Origin of the sequence: Terasakiella sp. SH-1 (assembly GCF_004564135.1) — a bacterium.
GTDB lineage: Bacteria > Pseudomonadota > Alphaproteobacteria > Rhodospirillales > Terasakiellaceae > Terasakiella.
On record NZ_CP038255.1, the window covers coordinates 577896 to 593480 of the forward strand.

Here is a 15585-nt window from a genome sequence, read left to right on the forward strand (position 1 = left end):
TTATTCTCCTGTCCCATACATCATCATACGCAACACATCCGTCCAGCCGTCGTTCAGCTCGTTATATTCTTTGCGCAGTTCCCGTTTGGATAGTTTACCAGAGGCTGTCAGGGGGAAGTTTTCAACGAAGAAATATTTCAATGGGCGCTGGAATGGGGCAAGCTCTTTGTTGGCAAGTTTGCGTAAATTACGTTCAAGTTTTTTATTGTTCTCACTGATACAAACAGCAACAACGACTTCGCCCAGCAGGTCATCATCTACACCGATCACCGCTGTTTCACGAATGCCGTCGCAGCTGGCCAGAACAGCTTCGATATCTTTGGGATAGATATTAATCCCACCGGAAATGATGATGTCTTTTTTACGCCCGACATAGGTGAGAAAGCCGTCTTCATCCATAAAGCCAAGATCACCTGTGCGGAAAAAGTCACCCGCGTAAGAAGCTTTGGTGAGGTCTGGGCGTTTGTAATAACAACTAAAAGCGAGAGGGGAGCGAACGGTGATTTCTCCCACCTCGCTTTGCTGTACTTCTTCAAGCTCATCATCAAGCAGACGAATATCTACATCCGGGCAGTTTTTCCCTACACTACTGAATTTTTCCTTGGCATCGCGTGGGAATAAATTGGTGGCACAGGCCACTTCGGTCGCACCGTAGATTTCATGAAAGTCACAACCGATTTGTTGAAAGAGCTGGTCCTTGAAATGACTGTCAATGGGGGCCGATGAGGTCACAATGGTTTTGAGTGATCTCACTTGGGCAGCATTGTCCAGCAGCTTGTCTTTTAAGGCATAGAGGTGAGAGGACACACTGGTTGTGTAAGTCACTCCATGACGTTTGACCAGATTAAGCCAGTCTGTGGGCGTGAAGCTTTTCATATGAACCAGCGTACAGCCCAGCAACAAAGGCGTGTAGACCAGCCTCAACCCCATGGAATGAAAGAAGGGGGAGGCGCAGAGTACCACATCGTCGGCGGTGAGTTTATAGAGATCCCACGCCTGCTGCTGACGGTTGAGCTTCACTTCTTGAGAAATGACAATCGGTTTGGGATCGCCTGTTGAACCAGAAGACAGGACAATTAAAAAGGCATCACTGTCCGGCCATATGTGGTCAGAACGATTCTGTTGTGACCAAAGCTCATCAGTCGAAATAAAACGAATATCCGGCGCATCGCATTTTTCAATGGTTGTGGCAAATTCCGGCTCATAGATCACCAAAGTGACTTCACACAATCGCCAGCCTGTGACTAGTTGTTCAGCGGTCAGATGTGTATTACTTGGAATACAGATGCCGTTGATTTGTGCCAGTGACAGTGACAAGGTGGCATTATGCAGGGCCTGTTCGCACAGCAGGCCGACCTGAGGTTTTTGGTCATCATGTAGGGCGGAAATACGTTTTGCCCAGTGATCCACCCTTTGGGCCAAATCGCCATAGCTATAGCTTTCCCCTTCACTGATCAGTGCGGTTTTTTTGCGATAGTGTGTTGCGACTTGGGAAAAGCGGGTGAACAGAACAGGCATGGGTTATGCTTTTTTTTCCAGGATCGTATCTGCCATATTGGCAACGACTTGCAGGTCTGCGTTACTCAGTTCCTGTGGAGTGAATTTGACGGCAAACTCACTTTCCAGCGTCATGATCATACTGAGGATGGAAAAACTATCGAGCAGGCGGGTGGTCACGAAGTTCGTATTTTCATCTACGCTCACTGTTTCATCAGCTATATGGTCTTTAATATAGGTGATCAGGAAATCCTGAATTTCTTTTTTATCACTCATGGTCTTCCTTCTTATTCAATCACATCCCAGCTGAGGCGATCGCCAACTTCCAAATCTTGCGTTGCCTTTCGACCCAAAACCTTGTCTTTATATTTCGGGGCAAGTCCGAAGCCGGGGCGAACGGACTTGATATTGTTTTCGGTGAACATGTCACCCTTTTTCATTTGGGCACTGACGTAAAGTGAGCGTCGGCCATTTTTATTTTTGGCGGCTTCCGGTGTCAGGTCATAACGCACGGTGCCTACGGCCTGTTCGGCACGGCGGATTTCAGTGATCATATTTTGGAATTCAGAAATGGTCAGAGAGAAGAAACTATCGACTGTTTCTTCGTCATCTTCCAGTTTGATATGTTTTTCAATCATGCAGGCACCAAGGGCAACAGCAGCCACAGATACTCCGATGCCGGTGGTGTGGTCTGACAGGCCCGCCAGACAACCGAAGGTCTCCCTTAGATTTTCAATTGTGCGCAAATTAACTTCTTCGGGGGGGGTAGGGTAGGCGGTGGTGCATTTAAGTAAAACGATATCTTCACAGCCATATTCACGCAGGCAGGAGACGGCTTCATAGACATCACCGATATTTGCCAATCCAGTGGAGACAATGACGGGCTTTCCTGTCTTGGCAACTTTTTTTAACAGGCCGATATCAATAATCTCAGGTGAGGCAATTTTATAGGCGGGGCAGGGGTATTTCTCCAGCTCGTCCACCGAGGTTTCATCAAAGACGGAGCCAAATAGTTTAACACCGCGTTTTTCAGCTTCTTCAAATAACTGCGGGAACCATTCCCACGGCGTATGGGCATATTCATACAGGTTATAAAGGTTCTTATAGGCCGCCCAGGCGTTATCTTTGGCAATGGCAAAATCCCCATTGCTGGTGTTCAGTGTAATGGTATCAGGGCGATAGGCTTGAAGCTTGATGGCATCAGCACCCGTATCACAAGCCGCATGAAACAGCTCCAGGCATTTTTCTAAAGAACCGCCATGATTACCGGAAAGTTCCGCAATCACATAAGCCGGTTGGCCGGGGCCGACTTTCCGGTCTGCGATCATGATATTGTTCATCAGCTTTTCTCCGCCATTGAAATCCAACGTTCTTCTTGATGGGCGCGTGCGCTGGCTTGTAACAGCTCAAGCCCTTCGTGGGCATGATCCCAGCCAAAGACGTACGGATTATCTATTCTGCCTGAGTTATTGAAGCTTTTCAGCGCATCGGCAATATCGCCATATAAATTGGCAAAAGCTTCAATAAAACCACCAGGATGGCCGGGTTTGAAACGATCTCTGATTTCATCGGGATAGAGGCAGTTACCGCGATCATAAGTCAGTCGTGTGCTGTCTTTATTAAAAATATGCAGTCGTTCTGGTTCTTCCTGTACCCATTCAGCACTGGCCTGATCGCCAAACAGGCGTACGCGCATGCCGTTGCGATAGCCAAGGGCTGATTTACTGACCCACAGGTTTGCCCGGAAGTCTTGATTATATTTCACCCATAACCAGGCATCATCAATAATGCCGTCAAAGATACTGTCATGGTGAAAATCGGCATTGACCGATTGAGGGGTAAGTTCGGTCAGGAAACCTGTGAGGTGATGGAGATGAACAGCCAAATCCAGCAGGATGGTCGGGACGTGACCATCTTGTAAGCGCCAGGCTTGTGGATGCATTTTTTCGCGAGCCTGAATGAAGGCGTCTGAGGGCATTTCAACCTGGACTTGTTTAAGTTTACCAAATTGGCCCGATTTGACATGCTCGCGCAACACCCGCAACATGGGATAGCCGCTGTAATTAAAGGTCACGGCCAGAAAACCATTGCTGCGATCAAGGGCAGCTTTGATTTGTTGGGATTGTTCGATATCTGCGGCCATTGCCTTTTCACAGATGACTGGGATACCCGCATCCAACAAAGCACAGACGATATCGACATGGGTGGGGGTTGGTGTCAGCACAACCACAGCATCAAGCTTGCCTTTTTCCTGTGTAATGTAGTCTCGCCAATCTGTATACAGCCGATCAGACGAGATTTGCCAGCTCTTACCGGTTTTCGCACATTCCTCACTATTACGACTGAAACAGCCGGATACAACCTGCCAGCGTTGGTCAAGCTGACTGGCCGTCCAATGGGCGTAGCCGACAGCGGAACTGAGCGAACCGCCGATGAAGCCAAGATTAAGTGCTGGTTTGTTTGTTATGGTCACGCGGTGTCATCCCTGTTCAGTCTTGATGACATAATAGAAGTCTTGTGGCGAAGCACCATTGAAAAAATGCCCTGTAGCTTCGAAAAACGGATGGTTCGGTCCAATTTCAATAAAGCCCATGTAATCATTGAGTAATTTGACAAATTTATTGTCACGTTGAATGACTGCCACCCACGGGACATTGGGGTGTTCTTTGGCGCAGTAATCGAGCTGCCAGGTCAGAGCGAGCAGGGCATCTTGAAAATTTGTATCATCGGTGCACACAAACCAGCCACCGATCAGATAGTCCTGCTCCTGATAGGTGCGTTTTTCGTGCCAGATATAAAGGTTGGGTTGGTCGTCTTTTGACAGCAGGAAGTTGTCCCGTTTGTGGCTAAACCACCAGCCATAGTGATCCAGCTGAGAAATCGTGGCCGATTGCACCATGTTGGTGCGGTTGCTGTCCCGGTTGCGACTATTTAGATAGTGGTTAAGGTCGCAATCTGTGGCTTTGCGAATACTATGTTCGTCAGATAGTTTTTCTTCTTGAGGGTCTTTTGGGAAAGCTTTTTCGTTACTTAAATCTGTGGTTTTATTGAGTAAGGCATTGGCAATCCGTTTGCATCCCTGCCCATCAATGGGAAGGATAGCACTTTCTTCTAATGCCTGAAAACGTTCTGGCTGATCCATGACATGGCGCACAAAGGGGGCAATTCGGGTAAAGTCGTCTTTGCTCCACTTATTGAGATGGAAATAGTGGCCGATATCTTCCAAATGGTTGCGATTAATGTTTTGGCTTTCCGCAATGGAAAAGGTCAGTGCAGGGATGTTGAGAGATTTGACTTGATAAATCATCCCGCCAGCAGCCCCGATGAAAAGATCTGTTTGGTGAAGCTCTTCAAATAGATCGGTTTTTCCTTCAATCACGCTCACATTTTCATAGGATGAGATTGTTTGCAGGAAGGTTTCTTTATTCTTTGCCAAGGGGCCAATAACGGCAAAGATATGAAAGGTTCGATCCGCTAGAGCTTCGGAATTTTCCAAATCATTTAAAATTAATTGTAAGAAGTTCAGATCTCCCCCTCCCCCCATGGATAAGAGGATACTAAAGGGACGGTTTGCATTTTTCTGCAAATGGGATCTGTTAAATTTATCGGGTAAAATCACATAGTGTGGGCCAAGCAGTTTAGTGGCATGGTCGGGAAGCAGGTTGTCATAGGTGTGTAATGTCTCTGGCCCGTTCCATGACATATCAATCAAATAATCACAGGTGTGTTCACGTTTCAGGTCATCAATACAACAAAGCTTTAATCCCTGTGAGGTGATCGCTTCTTCCCAGCTTTTCCCAAGCCTGTAATCATCAAGGATAATGAAGTCTGGCGTCAGTTTGTCCTGACAAAGGTGTAGAAAATGCTCAGCATCTATGGTGGGATTGAGGTCTGACGGAATGGTGTCATAGAGGCTATAATAGGTAAAGCCCTGAAGATAAGGCAGGATAAGATCTTCTACTGTATCTAGAACAAAGATGCAGGTACATTCCCGGCGTTTAAATTCTTGGGCGAGCTGTATGCAGCGATAGAGGTGGCCGATCCCGGTTTTTGAACTTGCATTTGTTCTAAATACAAGTCGTTGCATTATTCGATATCCTGTTGCTGAAGTTGTTGTACTTTATACATGATTTCTGCCCGTATCCAGTCTTGCGGTGTGTCGATATCCTGTACTTCATGGCCTGGGAGAATATAGGGCAGTGTATGTGCCCCCCAGCCAGGTGTATCTAGTTCGGGTGCATCTATTTTCTGCCAGCTAAATTGGCCGGCATCATGATAGGCTTTTTCAAGATCTTGTGAACGACTAGTGAAATGTTCGGGCTGGAACATCGCAACATCGCCTGCTGGTGAAATCTTAATGGCGCGTTGGATCGGAAAGACGAATTCCGTAACTGAAACACAGGAAAACTTTTTGGGTGTTTCAAGAAGGCGTTGATAAGATTCTTGAATAGATTGAGCGCGAACAAACGGGGCCGTTGCCAGTAAAAGACACAGATAGTCGGGACATGAACCTTTCTTTTCCAGCCAATCTAAGAGATGGTCTATGACGGGACCGATATCGGTATGGTCACCAGAAAGTTCTTTTGGCCTCAGGAAAGGGACTTCGGCACCATAGAATTTTGCAATCTCTGCAATTTTTTCATCATCGGTTGAAACAAACACATGATCGAAACAGTCGCTTTTCAGGGCTGCTTCGATGGAATAGGCGATAATGGGTTTACCACAAAAATCTTTGATGTTTTTGCGCGGGATACGTTTGCTCCCGCCACGGGCTGGAATGATACAGATATTAATGACAGCACCTATTTACTTAGAGATACTGAGACAGGTTGAGCTTCTGTGTTCTGGACAAGACCTGATAGGACGCTTGTAAGGCGCGCTCGATATCCATCAATCCTGTCGTGGCTTCCAGCATATCGACATCTTCAATGTTAGACACGTTATTGAGAAGATATCCGATCATATCTTCTTCACGCTCAATTGAACTCTTGATTTGCTGGCGGGCAAAGGCACCATTAAAACGAAGTTGTTCAATACTATCGGTTTCTTCTGTTCCATAAGGCGGGGTACCGTCTGTTGGGAAATCTAGTGCAGAATCCAGTAACCAGAGGGCGTCTTCTGTCCGACCTGTGTTTTGGTCCAACCCTCCAGCACTGCCAAATTCCCCTTGGGCAATGATGGCCAAGCCTCGGATGGCTTTGTCAAAGGCTGGGTTTAGGGCATTTGTATCCAAATCAATGGTTCGGTTTTTATCAATGCGATGCTGAATTTCCATCTGGTCACCACCATAATAATCAGCCATGGTGATGGTACCCGTGTCATTCGTGCCAGCAGTTGCGGTTTTCTGTTCAACTGTAAGGGAACTACCATCAGCACTGACAGATGAAATTGTTACCGTCATATTGTTGTTGCCACTACCCGAAGCAATTTCAAGAGTTGCAGGGATTTCAATGTCATTAAATGTCCCTGCCCCTGAAGCCGCCGTAATCGTATTACCTGAATAGGTCATGCTGTCGGAAATAATCGTATCGCGATCTGATCCCTTTTTAATGGTAAAAGTGTCTGAAGAGGTTTCATCCGTAAAGTCTTTACGGGCAACACGGATATAGCCAGTTGTCGTGTCAACGGCAGTGACCGTCCAACGTCCGTCATTGGCCGTATCGCTTAATTCAATATCTGCACCAACGGTGAAATTACTGTAATCCGCAGCAGCATAAGAGGAAATATCAATTTCCATATATTGGTTGTTACCTGTACCGCCCAGGGTGAAATCAAAATCAGCACTGACGCCAAATTCAGCAATATGGGCATCACGGGATTCCGGATATTTAAGCGTGTCGCCATTCCATTTTTCCTGAAATTCCGCAATGTCTTTTCCCAGACCCAGATCAACAGAACGTTGGGCCGTACGAGAACCGGAAAAGAGATAACGTCCGGCAACGGTTTCATTCAAGAAACCCTGAATATCACGCAAGGCTTGGTAAGCAAATTTCTGAACCTGTTCGACTTGTTCTGCATCGCGACGCTCACCTGCACCATAATCAGAAATCATGTCGTACATATTGCGGATGGTATCTTCCACACCGACAAGGGCAATGTCGGTGGACTGTAGGCGTAAGTCTACGACTTCGTTGTTATCAATGAAGCGCTGGGATTGAGCCGCCAAATGTTCCAATTGGACCACACGGCCAGACTGGTCTGGAATGCCCATATAGTCTTGTGTCTTCTTCTCAGTCGCTACAGACATCTGGGAATCAAAGAGGTTTTGTTGCAGCTTGAACAAATGCGAGTTCAAGAGCGTATGATGTGCCATATTTGCAAGTCTAATAGCCATTTTCTAACTCCTTATCTCACGGCCCCTTCTAGGGTGTCGAACATGCTTTGGATCACGCTGATTACACGTGCTGCTGCTGCGTAGGCTTGTTCATACAAGATCAATTGTGACAGTTCTTCGTCAAGGTTTACACCTTTTTCTGAATCGCTGCGGTTGGTCAGACTATTCACCAAGGCTTCCTGAATTTCCACATCCAGCTCATTGTTAGCCGCATGGGAAGAGTTCAGTGATAAAATAGAGGATGCATATTGGTGAATGGTTGCTGTTGTATCACTCAACCCGCCGGACTGGTCAAAAGACAGGGAGGAATTGAATGTTTCTGCCATGGCCGAAGCGGTGTAGTTATCCCCGGCACTGACATAATATTCCCCCCCTGTGCCAAGAGAAGCATCCCAACGCAGAATACCACGCGAGATGTTACCCGGAGTGGAGCTGATATCGCTTCGGACTTTTAAAGAACTCGCTGTTCTGACGTCGGCGACTTCAAAGTCTGTATTGCTGACGAAGCTGCCGAAATCCTGCACAATATTCATATTGTGACCATCTTCGTTGGTGATGCGCAGGCGTTTGCCATCCCCTTCGGAGATTAAGGTTGCGCGAACACCGATATTCGCCGAATTAATCAGGGAAGTAATGTTTTCCAGATTACCTGAAATGGGAACCGACCCCATAGAATTCAGGCTCCCTGTTGAATCATCATAAAATGTTAGGGTCGATCCACTTTCTGTATAGTTTTCTGATAAAACGCCTGTTTGGAAAATATTGGACCCTAAATCATCAGTATAGAAATCGTTCAAGCCGAAGAAATCGGAAAAACCGTTGTGGGTTTTGGAAAGATTTGTTCCATCAGCATAGAAATTAACAGTTGCATCAGACATGGCATCACCGAGACCAGTTCCTGTTTGGTCGCGCATGCTGAGGTAGCGGTCTGTGTTGGACAGCTCGATTTGTAATTTACCATCGACAAAGGAGGCTGTGCCGCCGCCTGCATTTGCATCAAGCCAGCTGTCAACCGTGGTTGCGAGATTATCCAGTGTCCATGGACCTGCACCGTGGTCTGTTGTGAGCTGAGTGGACAGGGAGACACTTGCTACTTGGTTGCCGTCTCCATCCATAACGGCAAGACGGGTATCGCCACTACCAAAGGCAAATTTTTGTGCAGATGAATCCAAAAAGGCTGTGGACCCCTGAAGACTATTAAGGCCAGGGAAGGCAACACCACGGTTATGTACTGCATTCATATTGTCACGCAATTGGGCGGCCAGATGGTCGATTTCTGCCTGCATTTCCTGAAGCTTGGTATCGCGCATCTCGATAAGCCCTTTGAGCTGACCGGCTTGGATATCATCGGTGATATCATTGGCTTCTACAGCTGAGCCTACATAGACCCCGGAAAAATCACCTTCTTCATGGGTGGTTGTCGCACTAACACTGGCCCCCCTATTATGGCTCATCCCAATTGATTCCTGGTCAACCAGTACGGTTCCGCCTTTGGTGAAGATGGACATTTCGCCATTGCTGCGCTCAAAATAGGTGATGTCAACTAGTTTCGATAATTCGTTGATTGATTGGTCACGTTTATCCAGAAGGGAGGAAATATCCTGATTGGCAACATCGTTTCTTACGATTTTATGGTTCAGGTCGGCAATTTCACCCAAATGGTTATCAATTTCCAGTACAGCCTGATGGATTTCATCATCGGCTTGTTTACGCAGGTCCTGTAGGGTGTCAGTCATGTCCTGAAGTTGCAAGGCGACGTTTTCTGCCCAACGGACCACTTCACTTTGTTCAAGAGAACGTTCCGGGGTCACTGAGAGCATTTCCATGGATGTGTTCAGCTCGGAAATTGTATGGGCGATGGAACTGTTGTCACCGGGGGAGCCAAACAATTCCTGCATGCGGTTATAAAATTCCGTTTGGGAACTGATCTTATGCAGGTCCATGGTTTCATCGCGCACATCACGAAGAAGTTCTTCGTTCACAGCACGTTGAACATCTGCCACATTGACCCCAACCCCGACACCAGCCAGGATATTGGTCTCAAATTGGACAATCTTTCGTGAATAGCCTTCGGTATTGGCGTTGGCTACGTTGTCTGAAACCGTCCCCAGCGCGCTCTGTGTGGCGAGAAGGCCACCGGCTGCGGTGTGGAGTGCAAGAGTGATTGTACCAGCAGACATAACTTGTCCCCTTAGTTCTTAAAAATGATTACAGGCTCTCGTTCAAGGAGATCGGTGCGGTTGCTTCCGCTTTTACTCCGACATTCGCAGCGGCATTATAGGTGCCGGAATGCGGCGTCAATTTTTGGGCAACATCGGCAAAACGTTCCAGCACACGGCGGTTCAGGTCCATATGGAGCTTGAGCATACGGGCGTTAATTTCGACCAGTTTGTCCATTTCACGGCTGACTTCCTTGAGGTGCGTTTGCAGGTCTTCATCAACCTTTTTCAGTTCTGCCGCATTTTGGGAAACTGCGCGGGTATGGCGTTCATAAAGGCGGCTCATCTTGTCTTTTTCCACCATGGTTTCCATCAGGACATGGGGAGTTTGCGCTTCAAGTGCTTCGTTTTCTTTATTCAGGATTTCAATCATGCGCTCGCAGATAAAAATCAGTTCATTTACGCGTTCTGTCATATCCATGATTAAAGTCCTTCCTGTGCACGTAACAATTGACGTTCGATATGATCGGCCAAGCCAATGCCGCCGGATTTGGCGATGGCTTTGCCATATTCGCTGACAAGCATGCCTTGCCACATTTTTTCTGCATGACCGCCGCTAAAGGGTTCTTCTGCCTGAATGCCTTCAAACATGGGTTGAAGCATTTGACCGAGGAACTGGGCTTCAAACTCCTGTGCTGTTTCCTTGATTTTACGACGTTGCATCACATCAAGGTGAGTTGGATCCATGCGCTGTTGTTTTGAAAGCGCTTTGGCAAAAGAATTTTCGTTTTGGGTCGGTGTTGCAACAGTTGCTGGCGCTGTGGCCTGTGCGTTCTGATAGGCCAGTTGTGCCTGTGACATGATGGATAGGTCGCTCATTACATCACCTCAATTTTGGCTTGCAGGGCACCGGCGGCTTTGATCGCTTGTAAGATAGTGATCATGTCACGCGGGCCAATTCCCAAGGCGTTCAGGCCATTGACCAATTCTTGCAGGGATACCCCATCATCCAGAACGGTCAGTTTTTTCTCTTCGCCTTCATCCACATCAACGGCTGTACGGTCTACTGTTGTTGTTTCTCCGGTTTCAGCAAAGGGGCCGGGTTGGGAAACCTGTTGGTTTTCGGTAATACGGATGGTCAAGCTACCTTGGGCAATCGCAACAGTACTGATGCGGACATTTTCACCCATCACGATGGTGCCTGTGGTTTCATCAATGACCACACGGGCCATTTGGTCGGGTTCCACACGCAGTTGTTCAATATCTGTCAACAGATTGACTACATTGCCGTCATAACGGTCCGGGATTTCCAGCTGTACGGTCCCCGGGTCTGTCGGGCGTGAAGAGCTTGTCCCCAAGAAGGCGTTGATGGCCTGGGAAACGCGACGTGCTGTCGTAAAGTCAGGATTGCGCAAAGACAGTTTCACGCTGTCCATTTGTGCCATTTCAAATTGCAGTTCACGTTCAATAATCGCCCCATTGGCAATACGACCAGATGTCGGTACACCTTTGGTCACTGCTTCGGCGTTTCCGGCTGCAGCAAAACCACCAACGGCCAATTGACCTTGGGCAACGGCGTAGACTTCGCCATCTGCACCGATCAGGGGCGTTACCAATAAAGTTCCACCCATCAGGCTGCTGGCGTCACCCAGTGCGCTGACAGTCACATCAATGCGTGAACCTTGGCGGGCAAAGGGTTTTAAGGCAGCTGTTACCATAACGGCAGCAACGTTTTTACTGTCGAGACCGGATTCTGTTGGTTTGACACCGAGGCGTTCCAGCATGGACAGCAGGCTTTGTTTGGTAAAGTGACCATCGGCCAAACCATCGCCTGTTCCATTGAGACCAACGACCAGACCATAGCCAACCAGCATGTTGTCACGCACGCCTTCAAAGGTCACGATATCTTTGATGCGTGAAGAGGCATTGGCATTGTTCGCGTTTAACAATAGAACGGTCATCAGTACAATGCTGATTCCCAGCAACCAGGCGGCAAACAGCTTCTTGGTTGTTTCTAAAGCGCTCATAAACGCAATTTCAGTTCTCTTTGTTTCGGCAGTCATGGTTTTCTCATCTTGTTGCCGTTTAAACTAATTTGTCCTTTTAATAGCAAGGAGTGTGCCAATAGTTAACAAAGGGCGTTTTTTCTGAGAAAACAAGGGGTTGGTACTTGTTTCCTGAAAGAGGAAGTCTTGAAAAAATGCCGACTAGGAGGAAACTTCCGCTTTACCTGTCCTTTTTTGCCTAGTGGGTGATGGGCTTTCTTCACTGGTGCAAAAAGCTTATAAAAAACAAGGGGCTGAAGTAGCTAAGGGTTAATGTTTAGCCTGTTTATACCATATTTTCAGCTGCTTTAGGAGGTCTGCGTGGTTGCCTCCATTGAAACGCCATTCACACTCCTTGAGAAACCAGTAGAAATGGTCAGTTTTGATACCGTTGAATTTCCGCATATGACGCTTTGCCTGATTCCAAAAGTTCTCAATGCCATTGATGTGATTTTGTTTGTCTGCAAAGAGTTTGGAATGGTTGATGCGGCGGTGATGAAAGTCCGAAACATCCAATGCGTTGTAAGCGCCAAACGTATCGGTATAGACGATACTGTCAGGCTCGACCTTCTCCTGAATAATCGGTAACAGCGTCTCTGTCTTTGCATTGGGAATGATTGCCGTATAGACCTTGCCACCCCGCTTTAAAAGGCCAAACACAGCCACTTTGCCGCCAGCACCACGACCTCGTTTTCCTTTACGGACACCGCCAAAATAACTTTCATCAGCTTCAATCTCGCCTTGCAAACGATAGCTCGGCAACTTGCTGGCAATCAATTGGCGAAGCCGCATGAAGAAGCGGATCGATGTGTTCGCTTGGATACCTACAATTTCAGCAGTCGCACGAGCCGTGCTGCCTGCGACAAAATGCTCAATCAACTTGCTTTGCTGACGTAAAGTCAGACGACTTTTTCGGATGTACATCGTAGCCATTATAGAACCTCTTTCAGTCCTTAGCTACTTCAGCCCCAAAAACAATAAGGCAGCATCACCTGTATGTAATGCTGCACCTCAAATGTTCGGACGTTTCTTTTTACTTCTTCATGTTGCCAAACAGGCAGTCGTTCAACGTTTTCTGAAAAGTTGCTGGATATGGAAACCTGTGTTCCATACGCCAGAAGAGGGCTTGTCTTTAAGCGTCCTCTTCAATTTCCTTAACGATCGTACCTTCACCCATTTGGTCAGGTGAATTGAGCGAGCTTCTTTCTTTCTCGCGCATTTTTTGAGCGAAGATAGAAGAAAAAGTCATTAGAACTTTTTCGTGATCTGTCAGATCACCTTTGTTATCCACAATCAGTTCAAACATCGCATCGCGTGCAGCTTCGAATTGATATTCTTCATCCCAGCGTTCACCAGGGAGTTTGACATATTCGACAACTTCTTCGATACGTTCTTTGACTTTTTCCTGCTGTTTTTCACTGGGTAACATGCCAATGACTTCGTCTGTGTTTTGTGTTCCACGCAGACGTTCCAGCATTTCAATGTGAGGGTGAATTTGGACGACATCTTCAATTTGATCAGGATGACCGCGTTGGCCAAAGTCGTCACCGTTGCCGCCGTTTTCGGCGCGAGAAATCGCACGCCAAGCTTCCTGGGGCGTTACGTCTCTAATCGGGTCGTTACTCATGACATTGCTCCTTTCTTGGAGGCGCTTCTAAAGTATTTCTATACAGTATCAGACTATGATGCCTTATCATAAAACAAGGCAGCGCCAAAAGCAAGATTTACGTGATCTTGTCAAGAGGAAACCGAGAATTAGAGCGAAAAAATGGGATGCAGAGCTGTTTGGGTTGGAAAAATCCTTTTAATCTGATCTTAAATTAGATGGGAATCGGGTGACTTATCGTTTCAGGTCACGGGCAACCTGTGTCATTTCATCAATGGTTTTGACCATGGTGGAGGCCGTGTTATAGGCATTTTGGGTCATGATCATGTTGGTGAATTCGTCGGACATTTCCACGTTGGAGGTTTCGCGTGCGTTGGGGACAAACTCACCGGCACCTTGACCGCTGGCGGTGCGAACAACCATTTTTCCTGCATTAGGTTCATACTTGTAGACGTTGCCGTTAATGGGTTCTAGCGCATCTGGATTTGTGAAAGTCGCCAAAGGCAGTTTATATATTTTGCGTTGTGTTGCATCGGAAAAGCGTCCGATGACTTCCCCGGAAGAGTTAAATTCAAAACTCTGCAAGCGGGCATCAGAACGTCCATTATATTCATAAAAGACTTCGGCGATACTGCCGGAGGCATAGTTGGTGATTTCAGAAATGTCCAGGGCAATATCACCAGCAGCAGCTGGAATTGTCAGGTTTGTTGGCGTTTTAAGGGCGCCTGATCCATCAAATTCCAATACCAGTCGGGTTGGGGTGGTATCAGTGTCAATATTAAGGGCGTTATCTGAGGCGTCATATATTTCCATTGTCCATTGGTTTTTGACCTCAGCTGCTTTGATCCCATCAACGGTGCTGGTTGCTGTATCTGTTGCCAAAGCCGTTTGGGTCATATTTGAAAGGTCAAGGGCAAAAACAGCCCCGTTTGTGCGGTTGGTATCCACGGTAATGGCAGGAACCGGGGCATCAATAACACCGCCTGTAAAGGTAATGGGGACGGCGTTGGTAATGCCGTCATCAGTACCGTCGATATCCAGCTCGGTTGATTCTTCAATAACACGCAAGTCCCAGGCATCAGCTCCTGTTTTAGTGAATTGCAGGGAGACATCATGGGTGTAGCCATCAACATCGTAAACGGTTACATCCTGTGAGATCGTGTCGCCGACAGCAGCCGTACTTGATAGATTCCAGTTGGTTGCCACATTTTCTGTGGTGCTCCCCAGAACCAAATTAGTGAATTTGACCTGGAAGCTCGTAAAGTCCCCATTGTTATCATAGGCTTTGATAAAGGTGGACTCATTGTAATTTAACCCGGCGTCAGAAGGCAGGTTCACCCCAAGAGAGGCTGTGGTTGTTGCTTCGCCATTTGTGGTAAAGGCTTCTGGGTCAATGCGCAAGGATTGCAAGGAGGCTTCGTCTGTAGGAAAGGTTTCAAGGTCGGGGTTGACAGGCCAGCCTTGTAGGAAATAGCCGTTTTTATCAACGAGGTAGCCTTCGCGTGATTTAACATTATTCCCATTCACGACAATATCAATTTCATCACCAAGCTGCTGTTCCAGTGTTCCATCTCGGCCAAAGACCGTAGTGCCACTGCCATCAATTTCGGAATTGAGCATAAAGAAACCATTGCCGTTGATGGCAACATCATAGTTACTGGCACTGGAAAGAAGGGCACCTTGCTGGCTGATCATGGAACGGCTGATGCCACGCACACCACCAATATCCATATTATTGCCATAGGTCTTGGCAATCATGGTGGAGAAATTTGTTTCTGTCCTTTTGTACCCACCTGTATTCAGGTTGGCGACATTCAAACCGATGGTTTCAAGTTTTTTACTTTGTGCCATCATTGCGCCGACAGGGGCGGCAAATTGTCCGAGAAGGCTCATCGCATTCCTCACTCATTTGGAGTTAATATTGGTGTCACGAGGACTTGGAAA

Annotated in this window: 15 protein-coding genes; 1 reads left to right on the forward strand and 14 read right to left on the reverse strand. The window is 47.2% G+C overall.

The genetic code is table 11. The features are described 5' to 3' along the window. Genes E4K71_RS02580 through pseF form a run of 6 tightly spaced genes read right to left on the reverse strand, consistent with a single transcriptional unit; the run spans position 1 to position 6234 of the window. Entirely contained in the window at positions 1–1518 is a 1518-nt protein-coding gene (locus tag E4K71_RS02580) for a class I adenylate-forming enzyme family protein (protein ID WP_135076136.1), read from the reverse strand. 3 nt (positions 1519–1521) lie between these two features. Further along, complete coding sequence (locus E4K71_RS02585) at positions 1522–1773, reverse strand: acyl carrier protein (RefSeq protein ID WP_135076139.1); 252 nt, start codon at positions 1771–1773, stop codon at positions 1522–1524. Positions 1774–1784: 11 nt separating this feature from the next. Next, positions 1785–2837: a pseudaminic acid synthase gene (gene pseI / locus E4K71_RS02590; protein ID WP_135076142.1), complete on the reverse strand. Its 1053-nt coding sequence runs from the start codon at positions 2835–2837 to the stop codon at positions 1785–1787. After that, a complete protein-coding gene (locus tag E4K71_RS02595; protein ID WP_135076145.1) occupies positions 2837–3970 on the reverse strand; it encodes a Gfo/Idh/MocA family oxidoreductase in 1134 nt (377 codons plus the stop codon). The genes pseI and E4K71_RS02595 overlap by 1 nt, the downstream gene beginning before the upstream one ends. A gap of 6 nt (positions 3971–3976) precedes the next feature. Next, complete coding sequence (gene pseG, locus E4K71_RS02600) at positions 3977–5584, reverse strand: UDP-2,4-diacetamido-2,4,6-trideoxy-beta-L-altropyranose hydrolase (protein ID WP_135076148.1); 1608 nt, start codon at positions 5582–5584, stop codon at positions 3977–3979. Beyond that, positions 5584–6234, reverse strand: coding sequence for a pseudaminic acid cytidylyltransferase (gene pseF / locus E4K71_RS02605; RefSeq protein ID WP_240796903.1), 651 nt, complete (start codon positions 6232–6234; stop codon positions 5584–5586). Before pseF ends, pseG begins: the two co-directional genes overlap by 1 nt. Here pseF and E4K71_RS18400 point away from each other — a divergent pair. Beyond that, positions 6160–6330 (forward strand): hypothetical protein, encoded by a 171-nt coding sequence (locus E4K71_RS18400; RefSeq protein ID WP_240796863.1) that lies wholly within the window; start codon positions 6160–6162, stop codon positions 6328–6330. The two genes, pseF and E4K71_RS18400, sit on opposite strands and share 75 nt — an antisense overlap. Here the strand turns inward: E4K71_RS18400 and E4K71_RS02610 are convergent. The 8 genes from E4K71_RS02610 to E4K71_RS02645 all read right to left on the reverse strand — a co-directional run bounded on the left by E4K71_RS02610 (position 6308) and on the right by E4K71_RS02645 (position 15534). Then, positions 6308–7831, reverse strand: a complete 1524-nt coding sequence (locus E4K71_RS02610) for a flagellin (protein WP_135076153.1) — start codon at positions 7829–7831, stop codon at positions 6308–6310. The genes E4K71_RS18400 and E4K71_RS02610 overlap by 23 nt on opposite strands. Before the next feature lie 11 nt (positions 7832–7842). After that, on the reverse strand, positions 7843–10011 hold the full coding sequence (flgK, locus tag E4K71_RS02615; RefSeq protein ID WP_135076156.1) for a flagellar hook-associated protein FlgK: 2169 nt from the start codon (positions 10009–10011) through the stop codon (positions 7843–7845). A gap of 28 nt (positions 10012–10039) precedes the next feature. Beyond that, positions 10040–10471 (reverse strand): flagellar export chaperone FlgN, encoded by a 432-nt coding sequence (locus tag E4K71_RS02620; protein WP_135076159.1) that lies wholly within the window; start codon positions 10469–10471, stop codon positions 10040–10042. A 2-nt stretch (positions 10472–10473) separates the two neighbouring features. Further along, positions 10474–10869, reverse strand: coding sequence for a rod-binding protein (locus E4K71_RS02625; RefSeq protein WP_206201944.1), 396 nt, complete (start codon positions 10867–10869; stop codon positions 10474–10476). Next, positions 10869–11951 carry a flagellar basal body P-ring protein FlgI gene (locus E4K71_RS02630; RefSeq protein ID WP_240796904.1) on the reverse strand — a complete coding sequence of 361 codons (1083 nt, stop codon included), beginning with the start codon at positions 11949–11951 and terminating at the stop codon, positions 10869–10871. The genes E4K71_RS02625 and E4K71_RS02630 overlap by 1 nt, the downstream gene beginning before the upstream one ends. A 354-nt stretch (positions 11952–12305) precedes the next feature. Further along, positions 12306–12959, reverse strand: a complete 654-nt coding sequence (locus tag E4K71_RS02635; RefSeq protein ID WP_135081955.1) for an IS1595 family transposase — start codon at positions 12957–12959, stop codon at positions 12306–12308. A gap of 208 nt (positions 12960–13167) precedes the next feature. Further along, complete coding sequence (locus E4K71_RS02640; RefSeq protein ID WP_135076162.1) at positions 13168–13662, reverse strand: hypothetical protein; 495 nt, start codon at positions 13660–13662, stop codon at positions 13168–13170. 213 nt (positions 13663–13875) lie between these two features. Beyond that, positions 13876–15534, reverse strand: a complete 1659-nt coding sequence (locus tag E4K71_RS02645) for a flagellar hook-basal body complex protein (RefSeq protein ID WP_135076165.1) — start codon at positions 15532–15534, stop codon at positions 13876–13878. Between the last annotated feature and the right edge of the window lie 51 nt (positions 15535–15585).